Genomic DNA, 14,866 nt, shown 5'->3' on the forward strand with positions numbered 1-14,866 from the left:
CTTTCGAGCGCTGCCCCCAACCTTCTGGAGGCAGAATGCAGCTTCTTCGCTTCGCCTGTGCCGCTGCGGCCCTTGCAGCGGTAGGCACTGGCGCGATCTCTCACGCGCAGGCCAAGGCTCCCGTGAAACCGACCTTCCCCGCCGGCGTACCGGCCGTGACGGTTCCCTACTCCGACGATGCGCTGAACTTCCAGCACCTCGGCTCGATTCACATGCGCCTCTCCTTCAACGGCGGGGAGAGCTCGACGTTCCAGATCGATACCGGCTCCACCGGCATCATGGTTTCGGCCGACGAGATTCCCGGTTACACAGGCAAGGGTGAGCCGGGCGAGATCACGTATTCCTCTTCGGGCATCCGCCTGAGCGGTACCTGGGAAACGGTGGACGTGAAGTTCGAAGACGCCAAGATGCCGGATGGCTCGCCTATCATCGCGCACATGCCGGTACTCGCGGTGAAGCTCCGCGAATGCCTGGGCACCGGCGTCAATGCGGCGCATTGCTCCCCCGGCCCTGGCCATCCGCACATGCTCGGCATCGGCTTTGGCCGCGGCGATGGCAAGGACTGGAAGGTACAGCAGCGCAATGCGTTCATCATGCTGAATGCCATGCAGGAAGGCCGCATGCGCCGCGGCTATGTGCTCACGCCGAAGGGCGTGCAGCTTGGCCTGAACGCCGACCTGATGCAGACCGGCGATTGGAAATGGCAGAAGCTGAATTCGCGCTCGGTCGAGCCGCCCGACGACTCCAACGCGCCGAAGGATTGGGAGACCGCTGCGGGAACCATCGCCGTCGCAGGCAAGACGCTCGGCATGGGCACAGTGCTGATCGATACCGGACTCACGAACATGATGGTCTCCTCCCCCGGTGCGCCCGAGAGCGGAGACGTTCCCGACGGCACGCCGATCAAGGTGTATCTTCTGGGCGGCCAACTCAGCTATGAGTTCACCAGCGGCGACACGCATGATCCTGAGACCCCGCGCAAGGTAAGCTGGCGCAAACCGCACGAGACCACCTTCGTGAACACAGGTCTGCGCGGGATCGCTCACTTCGACTATGCCTATGACGCCGATGGCGGCTACCTGGGCCTGAAGTACCGCCCGTAGTCTCACCGCAACACAAAAGAGAAACGCCTACTGCGAGCAGTAGGCGTTTCTCTTTCCCTCAGATACAGCTAGTTCTTCTTCGCCTGGTCGGACCACTTGGCGATCAGCTTCTGCCAGTCGATCGTATGCACGTAGTAGCGAACGCCGTTCGGCCATGCGCCTTCGTGCTTGGCAAACGACACGCGCGCTACGCCGCTGGAGAAGTTTTTCGCTCCGGCCTGTGCGGTCTGCACACCATTCTCGGCAAGGTCGGCATTCGTCTTCGGGAAAGGACGCACGATCGCCACATGCCCCGGTCGACGAGGCTCTGGGCTCTCATACACGACGACGACCAACTTGCCCGCGTTGGAGAGCGTCTGCGCCTCTGCAGCCGTTGGAACAGAAGTCCATCCCGCCTGCACGCCTCCCGGAGAGCGAAACCACTCGCCCTGAGCGCTTGCCAGCAACTGCTGCGAATGTTCCGGCGGACGCAGCATGTAAACATCCAGCTTTAGCCCAAGCGCTGCGGTGAAGGATGAGCAATGTGTTGCTCGGTCAGGACCACTCGAACCGGACGGCTGATCCTGCAGCCCCGTAGCCCATTCGATATGCACATGCGGCTGCCAACGATCATCCACATGCATCGAGTCGATAACGCGGTCCAGCAGCTTGCCAGGGTTCGATACCTCACCGCAACAGAGCGCTGTGGCATCGGCAGCAGTTGGAGGCGCCTGAACAGAGGCTGGGGCAGAGGACACAGCTGTCCCTTGTGCGTGAACGCCCGGAACGACGATACACAAAGCAGCGAATGCGAGTAGTACGGAGGACTTCACTTTCAAAGCTTTTCCTTTTCAAGGACGAGGACGCGGCATGCAGCCGCGTCCTCAGGTAATTCCACGTTAGTCAATTAGAACTTGTAACGAATTCCAAGTTGCATAACGCGAGAGCCACTTGCTGCATCGGCTTCACCGTAATAGGATCCAGGTTTCCCCGTGCTCGTTGGAGTACGTGCGGTTGGGTTCTGCCCGGTACCCCAGGAGGTATCGAAGTCGGTGATGTTGTAGTGGTTGAAGAGGTTGAACGCTTCAGCCGAGAAGGTCAGGCGCTGGCCACGTGGGAAACGGATTTCCTTCTGGCCGCGGGCGCTCGCGCTCGACTGCCGAGCACCGCGGAAGGCATTACGGCCGACGATCACACCATTGATGAACGGACGGTCCGTCGAGGTGGAACCATCGTTGTTCATGTCCGAACCCACGGTAATGTTTTGCGGAGTTCCCGAACCAGTGATGTACGTTCCCGACATGATCCAGTCACCTAAAATAGCCTTCGTCCAAGTGAAGTGGCGGCGATTCGTGTGATACGGGATGCGGTACACCATCGATCCGGTAAAGCGATTGCGCACGTCTTCGTTGGAAAGCGACTTTTCTGCCTTCGGGTTGTAAGGGTTGTCCGGCAGAGCTCCGTTCAGGAAGTCCGGTGCATCGTCTTCCGCACGCGCCCATACATATCCAGCGCGAACCGTGAGGCCATGCCAGGCGTTCTGCTGCAGACCGATGCGAAGACCGTTATAGTTCGAGTGCCCCCACGGGCCAGTGATGCTGATGTCGTAGTAATGCGGGTCGAGGCGGCCCGCACGGATCAGCGCATTCGTCGTCGGGTCACGCATATCGCCATAGAACGCGCGGTTGAGCTGCTGGTAGCAAGGCTGTGACTTGCCTGAAGAACTGTTCACGCCGTTACAAGTGGTCGTACCGTTAGAAACCGCATAGCCGAAGTATGTCTGGTTTGCGCTGGTGAGGATCACTGGAGGCGCGAGGTTCGAATTGGCGGCCTTCAGCAGCTTCTCACCTTCGACGTGAATGCCCGTGATCGACAGCACAAGCTTCGAGGTCAACGCGCGATCGATGCCAAGATCCATCTGATGGATGATCGGCAGAACGGTACCCGGGAAAGAACGGCTGATGCTCGGAGCAAAGCCTGCACCAAAGCCCGTCGTCGGGAACGATGCGGTATTCGTGTAGGGTCCCGTGGCGAACGCATTGATGAGTGCGGTATTTGCTGCAGCAGTCGTCGTGCCCGAGTTGTTCAGAGTCATGACAAGCTGCTGCTTGGTCTGCAGCGTATTGCGAGCGAGGATCAGCAGGTTCTTGTCGTAGAACATGCCGTAGCCTGCACGCAAAACCGTCTTGCCCTTCTTATCGATCGCGTACGACAGAGCTACGCGCGGAGCAAAGTTGTTATAGTCGCGCGCCATCCCGTGCGAGAGCGAAGCCTGGATCGGATCGTTCGCATTCTGGTTGAAACCCTGCGGCTGCAGATCGAGGTCGTAACGCACGCCGAGATTCAGCGTCAGGCGCGAGGTCGCCTTCCACGAGTCTTCGATGTAGCCACCAATCAGCGTATCCGGAAGATGGATATCCGGATTACCGAAGCTCTGAACATAGCGGTACGGCTGCGGAGCGGCGAGCGCAAAGTTGCCCGTCGTGTAGAAGCTCCAGTAACCCACAAAATTCGTCGGGAAGTAGCTGCGCGCGCGGATGTAATTCACCTGCACACCAGCCTTGAAGAGATGACGACCCAAAGTCTTCGAGAGAGCGTCATCAATTTCGTAGTGGTCTTCGTCGAGCGTCACCGGGAAGTCGCTTGTCGCGCCGATGTTCACAACACCGCCGATCGCTGCGCCCGTGCCGTATACGTGAGGAAGCTGTTTCAGACGCTGAGGAGCCACCATTGCGTGCAACTCATTCAGCAATGTCGGCGAGAAGATATGTGTCCACTCGGCGAAGTAGTTCTGCGTGTGGGTGTACGTACTGGTAGCCGCAGACAAATCGTAGTAGCCGCCGGTGTTGGTGCTGTTGGCCTGGAGGTACTGCACGTAGAGCACGCGACCGATCAACGTGTCGCGGTCGCTGATGCGGTGGTCGATACGCATCGACGCGAGCGTCTGCGCAGAGGACTGCGGAATGTAGCCATCGGTATCAACTCCACGAACGGGTGAACCGATGAGTTTGCCTGCTGCCAGAGTGCCGTCAACCGCCGAAGCATACGAACCGATGTACGAGTACTTCGAGGTATTCAGACCTACGTATTCGAGCGCACCGAAGAAGTAAGTGCGGTTCGACTTGATCGGTCCGCCAACTGAGAGTCCCAGATCATTACGTGAGTAAATGCTCGGGTTCGTATTGCTGAACGCATTCGAGGAGTTCAGGAACTGCTGACGCGTGAAGTAGTACGCCGTACCGTGAAACTTGTCTGTACCTGCGCGCGTGACCACGTTAATGAAGCCGCCGCCTGCACCGCCGAACTCTGCGGGGAACTGTTCCGTGAGCACCTGGAACTGCGCGATCGCATCCTGCGAAAGCGTCTGGCGAACGTTGCCGTTGAGCTGGCCGTTGTTCTCCACACCGTCGATCATGATCGAGTTCGAACGCGAACGCTGGCCGTTGACCGAGAAACCGGAGTTCTGGCCGGTCGTCTGCGTCGTCGTTACTTCAGGGACAGTGATTGCGAAGTCAAGGAAGTTACGGCCATCCGACGGCAGGTTGTCGATTTCTTCCTGCGAGATGGTCTGGCCGATCGTCGTACGGTCAGGGTCAATCTGAGAAACGTCCGCATTTACCTGGACGACCGCATCCGAGGAAGCTACCGTCAGCGCGATGTTCGCGGTGGAGGCCTGGCCGACCGAGAGCGTGATGCCTGTCTGGCGCGTCTGCGCGAAGCCAGCGTGCTCGACCAGCAACTCATAGCCGCCGGGTTGCAGCGCGACGAAGCGGAAAACGCCCGCCTTGCCCGAAACGCCGACGCGTACATCGTGCGTGGCGGTGTTGGTCAGCGTTAGAGTTGCGCCTTCGACCTTCGCGCCGGAAGGGTCGCGGACGTCGACTTCGAGGCCGGCAGTATCCACCGACTGCGCTCGTGCGGACACGCCGATAAACAACGCCACCAGTAGTGACAGGGAAAGAAACCAACGAGCCAAACGCACCTGGGTCAAACTCCTTGAAGCGATACGAGGCGGCAAACGCCGTCGTCGCTGGCAACACTTCCCGCACACGCGAGTGCTCCATCGCAAAACAAAACGTGGAGTAGGCAGAACACACCTATCGAGTCACTTAGCGAATCGAAAATCAGACCCGTGTGGGAAGCAGAACAATTGTTAGAGGACCGTTGCAATTGAACCTAACACCGCCCACGCGCCGTAGCAATAAGGACCCGAGATAGATGGCCGATGTTCGCACTACGACCTTGCATCAGGGCCTTGGCGAACGTATGCTTTGACCAACCTAAGCAACTTTCAGTGCCACGCGCGGCATGAATATGCCGCTACAGCTCACAAACGCAACACTTGCGGCCAGGACTGGCCACTCTTCAGAAATCCCACCTTGCTAAGGACATGCGCGCCTGGACCGCTGCGACATGCCCACGGGATGACTGAAGAACGAAGCAAGTGAAGCACTGCTCTATGAGAAGGGATCGTCTCCGAATGGTCGGTCGTACGTTTGTCAGGAACTTCGCTCTTGCCTTGGCAACAGCCCTGGGCCTTGGCTCGCAGGCAGCTCATGCCTCCGCGGGTCAGGCGTTTACGCTTTCCAGCAGCACCACCGTTAGCTTCCCGTCGACCGCCATCGGGCAGACCTCAAGCTCACAAACCGTGACGTTGACCGCGAATCGCGCCGTCACGGTGGCGAGCGTCGTCATCTCCTCAACGATGAACAGCAAGCAGGAGTTCGTACTCGGCACGACCTCGGGCTGTACGACCGTGGTCTCCGGCGGCACCTGTAGCATCCCGGTCACGTTCAAGCCGTTCTACTCCGGCACGCGTACCGCAACCCTGACGGTCACGGACTCCACCGGCACGCTCTACACCGTCGGCCTCACCGGCGCCGCAAGCGGCCCACAGGGGTTGATGAGCCCGGGCTACAACACCTATAGCGGCCCCGTCGGTTCGGGCTACTCCGGCGATGGCGGCCCCCTCTCTGCCGCCAAGTTCTACACCCTGATGGGCACGACCTCTGACGCAGCCGGCAACCTCTACATCGCCGACTACGGCATGCAGAACATCCGCGTGGTCTACAACAGCGGCTCAGCTCTGGCTTGCCTGATCCAGATCGAGGAGCCGACGCTCTTCGGCCTCTCCGCAGGCGCAACAAGCTGCGCTGGTGCGACCTCCGCACCCGTTGCCGGGAACATTTACACCATCGCTGGCGACACCACTGCCGTATCCGGCACGGCAACGACGACCTCGCACACCGGTGGCAATCTCAACAATGTGCTCGCCACCACAGCAGGCACGCTCTATGGTCCGGAAGGCGTAGCCGTCGATGCCGCTGGCAACATCCTGGTCTCGAACTACACCAACTACTCGACGAGCGTAGTCTTCGCGGGCGGCGACTCCATGGCTTGCCTTATCGAGATGGCAAACCCCACGATCTTTGGTCTGACCACGGGCGCAACCACCTGCGCCGGCGCCACCTCAGCGCCTCAGGTCGGCTATATCTACAAGCTCATCGGCACACCCGGCACTGCGGGTATCACCGGCGATGGCGGCCCGCTCGGTTCAGGCACCGTACTCACGGGCTACGGCACCGCGATCACTGTGAGCCCGGCTGGCGATATCTTCTTCGTCAGCTACTCCACGCTCGCTACGCGTGGCACGCGTATTCGCGTGGTCTACAACGGAGGCGCAGCAGCAGCAAAACTCATCGCCGCAGAAAACCCCGGCACCACGCCTGTGATTGGCTACGTGTACCTTGTCGGCGGCTATGCGCAGGTGGCTTCCGCTGGCGACGGCGGACTGGCAACCGCTTCGACCGCAGGCATCCTCAACAGCCGCGGACTTGCTCTCACGGCCGATGGTGATGTCGTCTTCACCGAATACACCTCAGCCACCAGCGCGAAGATCCGCGTGATCTACAACGGCGGCGCCGCGATGGGTAAGCTCATCACCACAGAGAACTCCGCATGGGCTTCGCCGACCGTGGGCTATCTCTACACACTCGCCGGTAATGCAACTCCGGCAACCTCAGCAACCGTAGCCGGAGCCTTGGCCTATACCAACGCCCTGAGCGACCCCATTGGCGTTACGACGGACCCTGCAGGCGACATCTACTACGTCGACTACGGCAACTTCCAGCTCTACAAGATCGACACGGCCAGCGGCAAGATCGTTCCTTACGTCGGCACCGGAGTGAAGGGCACCGGCAACGGTAACGCGCTCACGGTCGCCAAGTATTACCTTCCCTGGGCGTCGAACTTTGGCACCGATGGCACGGTCTACGTGACCGACTACGGCGTGTATCACATCAACGTAGACACCGCCGCAGCCGCGCCGATCACCTTCACCACCACCGCGGCGATCGGCAATGTCTCCGAGACAGAGGTCGTTTATCACAACAACGTCGGCAACTCGCCGTTGACGATCTCCGGCATTACGGCCAGCACAAACTTCGCCGTCGTAGCGTCGGGCTCGACGCTCTACAGCGATTGCACCTCGACGACCGTCCTGCAGCCCGGCCAGACCTGCGCGATCGGCGTGGCGCTGTCGCCAACGGTCTCGAACCAGACGCTCACCGGCACCCTCACGGTGACGGACAACTCCTCGGTCGGCACCTACACCGTCGCGCTGACGGGCACGGCTGCGGTCGCCACCACGACCACGCTTACCTCTTCGGCGAACCCGTCGCAGGGCGGCACCTCCATCACGCTCTCGGCAGCCGTCGCCGTGGCCTCGGGCCAGACCGTCCCCACGGGCACGGCTGCGCTGGCCGGTACGGTGAAGTTCACCGACGGCACCACGACGCTCGCCACCGGCGTGGCCATCGATGCCACCACCGGCATCGCGACCTACACCACGGCAGCGCTGGCAAACGGTTCGCACAGCCTGAAGGCGACCTTCACCCCGGCGACCGCGGACTACTCCACCTCGTCGGGTTCGCTGACGCAGGTGGTCAACTCGCTCACCACGACCACCACTGTCACGTCGTCGGCCAACCCCAGCGCGGGCGGTTCAGCGGTGACCTTCACCGCGACGGTCGCCGTGGTCGCTGGCCAGACCGCCCCCACCGGCGCGCCGGGACTTGCCGGCACCGTCACCTTTACCGATAGCGTGAGCGGCGCAGCGCTGGCGAGCAATGTTGCCATCGACGCCACCACTGGTCAGGCAACGGCCACGACCAGCGCCCTGACGAACGCCACCCACACCATCACCGCCGTCTTCACCCCGGCGACGGCATACTACGCCACATCGACGGGTACGCTCTCGCAGGTAGTGAGCGGCATCACCACCTCGACTACCGTCACCTCCACCGATCCGAGCCCCGGACCGAACACGCAGGTCACGCTGACCGCGACGGTAGCCGTCACCGGCACGGTCCCCAGCGGCACTACCGCGCTGAGCGGAACGGTGACCTTCGTCGACGTTTCGCTGGTCAGCGGATCGACCACCTCCACCACGACCACGCTGGGTACGAGCACCATCAGTTCAGCCGGCGTCGCTACGCTGCCGTTCAAGTCCTCGCTCGTGGCAACGCACACCATCACCGCGACCTTCACCCCGTCCACGCTCTACTACGCGTCCTCGGCGGGAACGATCGTCGAGACCGTCTCGGGACCGACCTTCACGGTCGCCAACAGCAACCCCGGCGTCGCCATTCCGACGGGCGGCAGCACGACCACCACCTTCGCCGTCAGCGGCATAGGTGGCTACTCGGGCACCGTCTCGGCAAGCTGCTCGGGGGCGCCGGCGTACATCACCTGCTCCTTCGCTCCGGCCAGCACCACGTTCAGCGGTACGAGCGCTACCTCCAACGTGGTCATGACCATCCGCACGAACGGCCAGACGAGCTCGCTGGTCAGCCGCACCGGCGGGCTGGAGCTGGCTTCCCTGCTCGGCTTCGGCGTGTTGCTCGTGGCTCCGCGTCGTCGTCGCCTCGGCGCGATGCTGATGCTCGCTCTGGGCCTCGCTCTGACGGCCACCATGACCGGCTGCGGCAACGGCACGAACAGCGCGGCGCGCGGAACCTTCAACCTCACCGTCAACTTCACCGACGGATCGTTGACGGTCACCTCGCCGGTCACGGTGTCGATCACTGGCAACTAATCGCAACCGCAACACGCAGAAAGGCCCGCCAAATCGGCGGGCCTTTCGCTTGCTCGAAACATCGTGACGCGCAGAGTCTTCCCTGCACCCCACATACGCGCGATCTAAATTTTGATCGACCAGCCCAGCTGTTCGAGTTCCACTTCGATAGTCGCCAGGGCCTGCGTGAGCGCTTCACGGCGATGCGCGCTGGAGGTACGTTCGCTCAGCACGCGCTCGCGCTGCAGCTCGAGCGCCTGGATGCGGCGCTTCTTCTCCGCTTCCTGCAACAGCTTGGCGCTGTTATCTTCTGGCTTGAATGATTGCGTTGATGCGGCGGCTTCGGCTTGCTGCTCTTCCACGTTCTTCGACTCCCAGCCTTTGGACATAACCTCATCCTACGCCGGAGACCGCGAAGTTGGCGATGCCTCTTTCGCGGCAAAGCAAAACGCCAGCCACGAGGGCTGTCGTTCGTCTGATGCGATGCTCCGAAACTACTGCTTGCCGAAGCGGTAAACGACGCCCATGTTCACGCCGAAGTTGTTCTGCAGGCTACCGCCGAAGGTGGTCGGCACATACGTCGGCTTCAAGCGGAACGCGAGGTTCGGATAGAAGTTGTAATCGAAATTCACGCCGCCCGAAAATGCCGGACGGACACCATCGGGCCAGATGCCCAGAGCGGTCGAGTTGATGCCCTTCGAACCACCCGAGAACAAACCCCAGCCAGCGCCGCCCAGAGCTTCCAGGCCGATCGCCAGCTTTTCCTTGCCATAGATGCGGTAGTTTACGCCGCCCATGAAGGTGTATTCGTTGATCTGCGGCTTCGTGATCTGCGGATAGTAGTACGGGCGCTGCGCATGAGCGTTACCGAACATGCCGCGTGCGTCGCCGACGATCGCCAGACGCGGGTTGAGGTAGCGCGCCGCAGCCACGTTCCACGTGACTTCATTGTTCTTCTGCGTGTTCTCGCCGGAACGGAAACGCATGTAACCACCGCCGCCGAAGACTTCCCAGCGATGCGAGTACGTCGCGGTGATGGTGCGCTGAATGCGTGCCTCGCGGCTAGCATTGGTTTCACGACGAGCGCGCTTGACGGGCTTGTGCGTGGGCTGCTCGCCGTCCTTTGCCTTCTGCGCTGCCAGCGTGCCAGCTCCGGCCAGCACCAATGCTCCTGCTACAAACACACGCAATCCCTGTTTCGACAACACCGACTTCACTCGACGGACTCCTTGCAGGCGATTACACCTGCGTACTCTCCATTAGAACATTTTGCGGGCCCGGAATGTCTCCATTCCTGCGGCCCGCAAAGTGCTTTGCCTCGTAAATTGTGCTTCCAGCGGCCTACTTGACCGTATATGTCACGCCGAAGGTCACCGTATAGGTGTTCGGCTTGTAGTACTGCGCCGGATTGCTGATGTAGCTGTCCGTGCCCGAAACCGACGCGGCAAGCTGCTTCCACACAGGCAATGTCAGCATCGCCGTCGCGTTCGCCGAGTACACGCTGTTTTCGGTCCAGCCTGGAATATAGTTCCCCGACTCCGTGAAAACCATCTTCTTCGGCAGGTTGTAGGTCCAGGCTTCCGAGAAGGTCGAGCCGAAGAGATGCACGTCGGGCTCGCCCGAGTTCGCGATGAACTGCTGCATCTCGAAGTGCACATCGCCCTTCAGGTCCAGCGTCTGCTTGGCTGTCTTGATCGGCGTCCAGCCGATACCGCCGCCGTAGATCTGCTGCAGGTTCAGGCCGGAGGAGTAGTTGTGGTCGTACGACAGCGTGCCCAGCATGTACAGGTTGCGCTCCGGCAAATACTGGTCGCGCTCCGCGTCGGCGTGGAAGAGGTTCGTCTTCACGATCGTGTCAGGCGTCGCAGGAGTTGTCGGCGGAATCGTCGGCGTCGTCTGCTTGCCGTAGGTCTCGCTCACGTTCACCAGCGTGCGGTTGCGCGTGGCGATGTACGGCAGCGAAGGCATGGTGCGCACCAGTGCAGCTGCACCGGTGAAGGTAATCGAGGTCTGCGTGGACTGCACCGAACTGAAGCCGGCGGTCAGCGGGCCGGTCCAGCCCTTCCACAGCGGCGTCTTCTGGTGCACCTGCTTCTCAAACGTGGGCTGGTCGATGATGAAGGCGATATCGCCTGCGGCCACCGTCTCGGGAGCGCCCTGGTCCGGCGTGATCGTCAGCTTGCCGTCGGTGATCTTGATCTTGCCGGTCACCGTCTCCAGGTCGCGCACGCGCGCCACCGTCTTCTTCACCTTGCGAATGAGCACGAAGTTCGTCGTCGAGCTCGCGGATTTGATCTTGGCGAGATCGACCGCCTGGTCGCCCGCCATGTCGGTGTGGAAGGTTACTGAGCCGCCTGTGCCCTTGGTGATCTTGCCGGTCAGCTTGTCACCGTTGGTGAAGGTGAGGACGTCGGGCGCGCTCTGCGCGACCAGCGGCATAGCAGCCGAGACGAGAGCGATTGCAGCAGTCAGGAGGGCTGTTTTTCTCTTCATGCCCCTAAGAATATCGTCATACCCCGGCTTCTGAGCATTACCGTGCTTGATTCGCGGGTGTTCCCGGGGCTAACCTGTAGCCATGTACGAAGATTTCGTCGCCACTGATCGTTGGACCGGAGAACCTCAGCATTGCGTGTGGAAGGGCACGGTCGTGGCCATTGCCACGCGTCATGCCGACGCCACCGACATTCGTTTTTCCGTCAACGGACGCGGCGTGTGGGTCGCCATGCCGAACAACGCGTGGCTGGCGCAGAAGGCGAAGAACGGGAAGGTCATCACCGACTATCTCGCCGCGCAGATCGCGGGCCGCTATCTCAAGCTCGCCATCGAAACCGGCTATGACAACGGCCGCGAGCTCTACACCATGACCGTGGACGAAGTGCTCGAAGGCGCTGACGCCGTGGTGAACGAAGCCGGTCGCACCGACAAGCTGCCGCAGCTTCCGGTCGTAAACAGCGACGCGCATCCGCAGGAGCTCGACTTCAAGCTGCCGGGCGAGCCGCACACCGTCGCCGCAGAAATCTAAGCCATCACCCCAGTTTGAAAACGCCACGGCCTCGGTCGTGGCGTTATTGCATCGGAGCCATCTATGCGCACGCCCTTGTCCCGTCGCCATTTCCTTGCTGCAAGTGCTACGCTTCCCTTCGCGATGCGTGCGCTGGCCATAAACCGTGAGACTCATTGGGTGCTGCTCGGCACCGATAAGGGCGATGGCCTCTATCGCGCGCCGTGGGATGCGAAGACCGGCAAGATCGGCAAGCTCTCGCTCGCCATCGAAGGCTCCCGCCCGACGTACATCGCGCGCCACCCGCATCTGCCCGTGGTCTACACCGCCAACGAGCAGGACAACGGCTCGCTCTCCGCATATCTCGTCGACAACACCAACGCCCGCCTGACGCAGATGAACAAGCTGCCGTCGGAAGGCAGCAGCCCCTGCTACGTGAGCGTGCATCCGTCGGGCAAGGCGATCTATGCGGCGAACTACTCGAGTGGTTCCTTCGTAGCGTACGCGCTGAATGCCGAAGGCAGCCTCGACGCCAGCGGCAAGGTAGCCTTCGACTGCCGCACGAACGGAGAATGCGGCGTCCCCGGCCCGCAGAAGGACCGTCAGGAAGCCTCGCACCTGCACTGCGCCACCCTCTCGCCCAGCGGACATCATCTCGTCGTCTGCGACCTCGGCACGGACTCGCTGCTCGTCTTCACCCTTGATGCGAAGACGGCGCTTCCGCATCCGAAGCCGCATCGCGTGAGCAATGCTCCTGGCAGCGGCCCGCGCCACGTGGCGTTTCATCCGAACGGCCGCTGGCTCTACGTGATCCACGAGCTCGACCTCACGATCTCCTGCTACGACTGGAACCACGGCAAGCCGACGATGCGCGAAGACTCGGTGATCTCCACCGTCGCACCGGGCGTCGACCGCAAAGGCATGACCGCGTGCGAGCTATGGATCTCTCCCGACGGCAAGTTCGCCTATGCGAACAATCGCGGTGTGGACGAGATCATCGTCTACGCAATCGACACGACGACAGCGAAGCTCGCGGAACAACAGCGTTTCGGCTCCGGTGGCAAAATTCCGCGCATCTTCCGCTTCGACCCGACGCACCGTTGGCTTGTCGCCTGCAACCAGAGCGCCCCCGGCACGATCGCGGTCTTCGCGCACGACCCTGCAACGGGCAAGGTCGATCCCACGCCGCGCATCCTCGCGGCCAATACGCCGATGGACATCTGCTGGATCTAAGCCATGTTTGCGCGTCGCGTCCTCATCGAAGCCGTGGATGGAACAGGCCAGCGCCGTCGTGCGCCGCTGTCGAACATCGACAACTTCGCCATGCGCAACTTCACCAACGACGCAGTCTTCGACGACACACTGCCTGTAGCCGATGGCCTGCTGGAGATCGGCGCACGCGTGCCCGTTGAGCTACTGCGCGACCGCATGGAAGACTGGTTTCGCCGCAAACGCTACCTCAGCGAGCAGGAGCGGCTCGAGATAAGCGAAATCGTCTAGCCGAAACAGACGACGGCCCCCGATGCATCATCGAGGGCCGTCGTCCTGCTTATAGCTACTTCTTCAGTTCCTTGCAGTCGAGCACGAAGCGGTACTTCACATCGGCCTTTACAACGCGCGTCCAAGCCTCTTCCAGCTTTTCGAAGCTCGTCATCTCGATGTCCGAAACGATGCCCTTCTCTGCGCAGAAGTTCAGCATCTCCTGCGTCTCGGCGATGCCGCCGATCATCGAGCCCGTCATGTAGCGACGGCCGATGATCGAGAAGCCCGCCACCTGGAACGGGTCTTCCGGCAAGCCGACCGTGCAGTACACCGCGTCGCGCTTCAGCAGGTTGAGATAGGGGTTGATGTCATGCTCGGCCGAAACGCAGTCAAGGATGAAGTCGAACGTACCGGCGTGCGGTGCATGCCAGTTCTCTTCCTTCGTCAGCACGACAGCATCCGCGCCGAGCTTCTTGCCATCTTCAATCTTGTTGGCCGACGTGGTGAAGAGCACCGTCTCTGCACCGAATGCGTGCGAGAACTTGAGGCCCATGTGGCCAAGGCCACCGAGACCGACGATGCCGATCTTCTTGCCCGGGCCAGCCTTCCAGTGCTTCAGCGGCGAGTACGTGGTGATGCCCGCGCAGAGCAGCGGAGCCGCACCTGCCAGGTCGAGACCTTCCGGCACGCTCAGCACATAGTTTTCATCGACGACGATGTCGGTCGCATAGCCGCCGAAGGTCGGCGCGCCGTCGCGGCCCTTGCCGTTATAGGTCGGCGTCATGCCGCCGTTGGTGCAGTACTGCTCGTCGCCATCCTTACAGCTTGCGCACTCACGACAGGAGTCCACCATGCAGCCGACCGCGGCCTTGTCGCCCACCTTGTACTTCGTGACGCTGGCGCCTACGGCCTTCACCGTGCCGACGATCTCGTGGCCCGGAACCATCGGATAGATCGAACCACCCCACTCATCGCGGGCCTGGTGAATGTCCGAGTGGCAGATGCCACAGAACTCGATCTCGATGTGTACATCGTTCGGACGCAGGTCACGATGCTCAAAATCGAAGGGCTGAGGATTGGTCGTCGGATTGGGCGCAGCGTAACCGTGTGTCTGAATCATGTCTCTCTTCTCCTGTAACGGAATACTTTTTAGATGCACCCGTATGGCATTTGGAAGCGGATTCGCTTGCGATTGTTCGATGAACTTCGCACAATGGAAGAGACTCC

General features: G+C 61.3%; 11 protein-coding genes. 5 read left to right on the plus strand and 6 right to left on the minus strand.

What is annotated here, in order from left to right:
* The first annotated feature begins 35 nt into the window (after window positions 1–35).
* Window positions 36–1,103 (plus strand): hypothetical protein, encoded by a 1,068-nt coding sequence (locus tag OHL11_RS13175; RefSeq protein WP_263371961.1) that lies wholly within the window; start codon window positions 36–38, stop codon window positions 1,101–1,103.
* A 68-nt stretch (window positions 1,104–1,171) separates the two neighbouring features.
* Here the strand turns inward: OHL11_RS13175 and OHL11_RS13180 are convergent, their stop codons facing one another.
* The gene (locus tag OHL11_RS13180) at window positions 1,172–1,840 is read right to left on the minus strand and encodes a hypothetical protein (RefSeq protein ID WP_263371962.1); all 669 of its coding nucleotides are present in this window, start codon (window positions 1,838–1,840) and stop codon (window positions 1,172–1,174) included.
* 149 nt (window positions 1,841–1,989) lie between these two features.
* A complete protein-coding gene (locus tag OHL11_RS13185) occupies window positions 1,990–5,064 on the minus strand; it encodes a TonB-dependent receptor (protein ID WP_263371963.1) in 3,075 nt (1,024 codons plus the stop codon).
* A gap of 537 nt (window positions 5,065–5,601) precedes the next feature.
* Here OHL11_RS13185 and OHL11_RS13190 point away from each other — a divergent pair.
* Window positions 5,602–9,177, plus strand: coding sequence for a beta strand repeat-containing protein (locus OHL11_RS13190; protein ID WP_263371964.1), 3,576 nt, complete (start codon window positions 5,602–5,604; stop codon window positions 9,175–9,177).
* Window positions 9,178–9,281: 104 nt separating this feature from the next.
* On the opposite strand, the gene OHL11_RS13195 is transcribed toward OHL11_RS13190, so the two are convergent.
* The 3 genes from OHL11_RS13195 to OHL11_RS13205 form a co-directional block, all read right to left on the minus strand.
* Window positions 9,282–9,545, minus strand: coding sequence for a hypothetical protein (locus OHL11_RS13195; protein WP_263371965.1), 264 nt, complete (start codon window positions 9,543–9,545; stop codon window positions 9,282–9,284).
* 105 nt (window positions 9,546–9,650) lie between these two features.
* Window positions 9,651–10,373 (minus strand): hypothetical protein, encoded by a 723-nt coding sequence (locus tag OHL11_RS13200; RefSeq protein ID WP_263371966.1) that lies wholly within the window; start codon window positions 10,371–10,373, stop codon window positions 9,651–9,653.
* 124 nt (window positions 10,374–10,497) lie between these two features.
* Window positions 10,498–11,649, minus strand: coding sequence for a DUF481 domain-containing protein (locus OHL11_RS13205; RefSeq protein WP_263371967.1), 1,152 nt, complete (start codon window positions 11,647–11,649; stop codon window positions 10,498–10,500).
* A gap of 136 nt (window positions 11,650–11,785) precedes the next feature.
* Here OHL11_RS13205 and OHL11_RS13210 point away from each other — a divergent pair, with 136 nt between their 5' ends.
* The 3 genes from OHL11_RS13210 (at window position 11,786) to OHL11_RS13220 (ending at window position 13,657) form a co-directional block, all read left to right on the plus strand.
* Window positions 11,786–12,178: a hypothetical protein gene (locus OHL11_RS13210; protein ID WP_263371968.1), complete on the plus strand. Its 393-nt coding sequence runs from the start codon at window positions 11,786–11,788 to the stop codon at window positions 12,176–12,178.
* 63 nt (window positions 12,179–12,241) lie between these two features.
* On the plus strand, window positions 12,242–13,390 hold the full coding sequence (locus OHL11_RS13215) for a lactonase family protein (RefSeq protein ID WP_263371969.1): 1,149 nt from the start codon (window positions 12,242–12,244) through the stop codon (window positions 13,388–13,390).
* Window positions 13,391–13,393: 3 nt separating this feature from the next.
* Window positions 13,394–13,657 carry a hypothetical protein gene (locus OHL11_RS13220; protein WP_263371970.1) on the plus strand — a complete coding sequence of 88 codons (264 nt, stop codon included), beginning with the start codon at window positions 13,394–13,396 and terminating at the stop codon, window positions 13,655–13,657.
* Between the two features lie 55 nt (window positions 13,658–13,712).
* Here OHL11_RS13220 and OHL11_RS13225 read toward each other — a convergent pair whose 3' ends face one another.
* A complete protein-coding gene (locus OHL11_RS13225; protein WP_263371971.1) occupies window positions 13,713–14,759 on the minus strand; it encodes an NAD(P)-dependent alcohol dehydrogenase in 1,047 nt (348 codons plus the stop codon).
* Between the last annotated feature and the right edge of the window lie 107 nt (window positions 14,760–14,866).

This window comes from Granulicella cerasi, from assembly GCF_025685575.1.
GTDB classification, from domain to species: Bacteria; Acidobacteriota; Terriglobia; order Terriglobales; family Acidobacteriaceae; genus Granulicella; species Granulicella cerasi.

Coding starts and splice junctions, on each gene's coding strand:
- OHL11_RS13225 (WP_263371971.1), bottom strand. CDS start 14,759: ATGATTCAGACACACGGTTACGCTGCGCCCAATCCGACGACCAATCCT.
- OHL11_RS13220 (WP_263371970.1), top strand. CDS start 13,394: ATGTTTGCGCGTCGCGTCCTCATCGAAGCCGTGGATGGAACAGGCCAG.
- OHL11_RS13175 (WP_263371961.1), top strand. CDS start 36: ATGCAGCTTCTTCGCTTCGCCTGTGCCGCTGCGGCCCTTGCAGCGGTA.
- OHL11_RS13205 (WP_263371967.1), bottom strand. CDS start 11,649: ATGAAGAGAAAAACAGCCCTCCTGACTGCTGCAATCGCTCTCGTCTCG.
- OHL11_RS13215 (WP_263371969.1), top strand. CDS start 12,242: ATGCGCACGCCCTTGTCCCGTCGCCATTTCCTTGCTGCAAGTGCTACG.
- OHL11_RS13195 (WP_263371965.1), bottom strand. CDS start 9,545: ATGTCCAAAGGCTGGGAGTCGAAGAACGTGGAAGAGCAGCAAGCCGAA.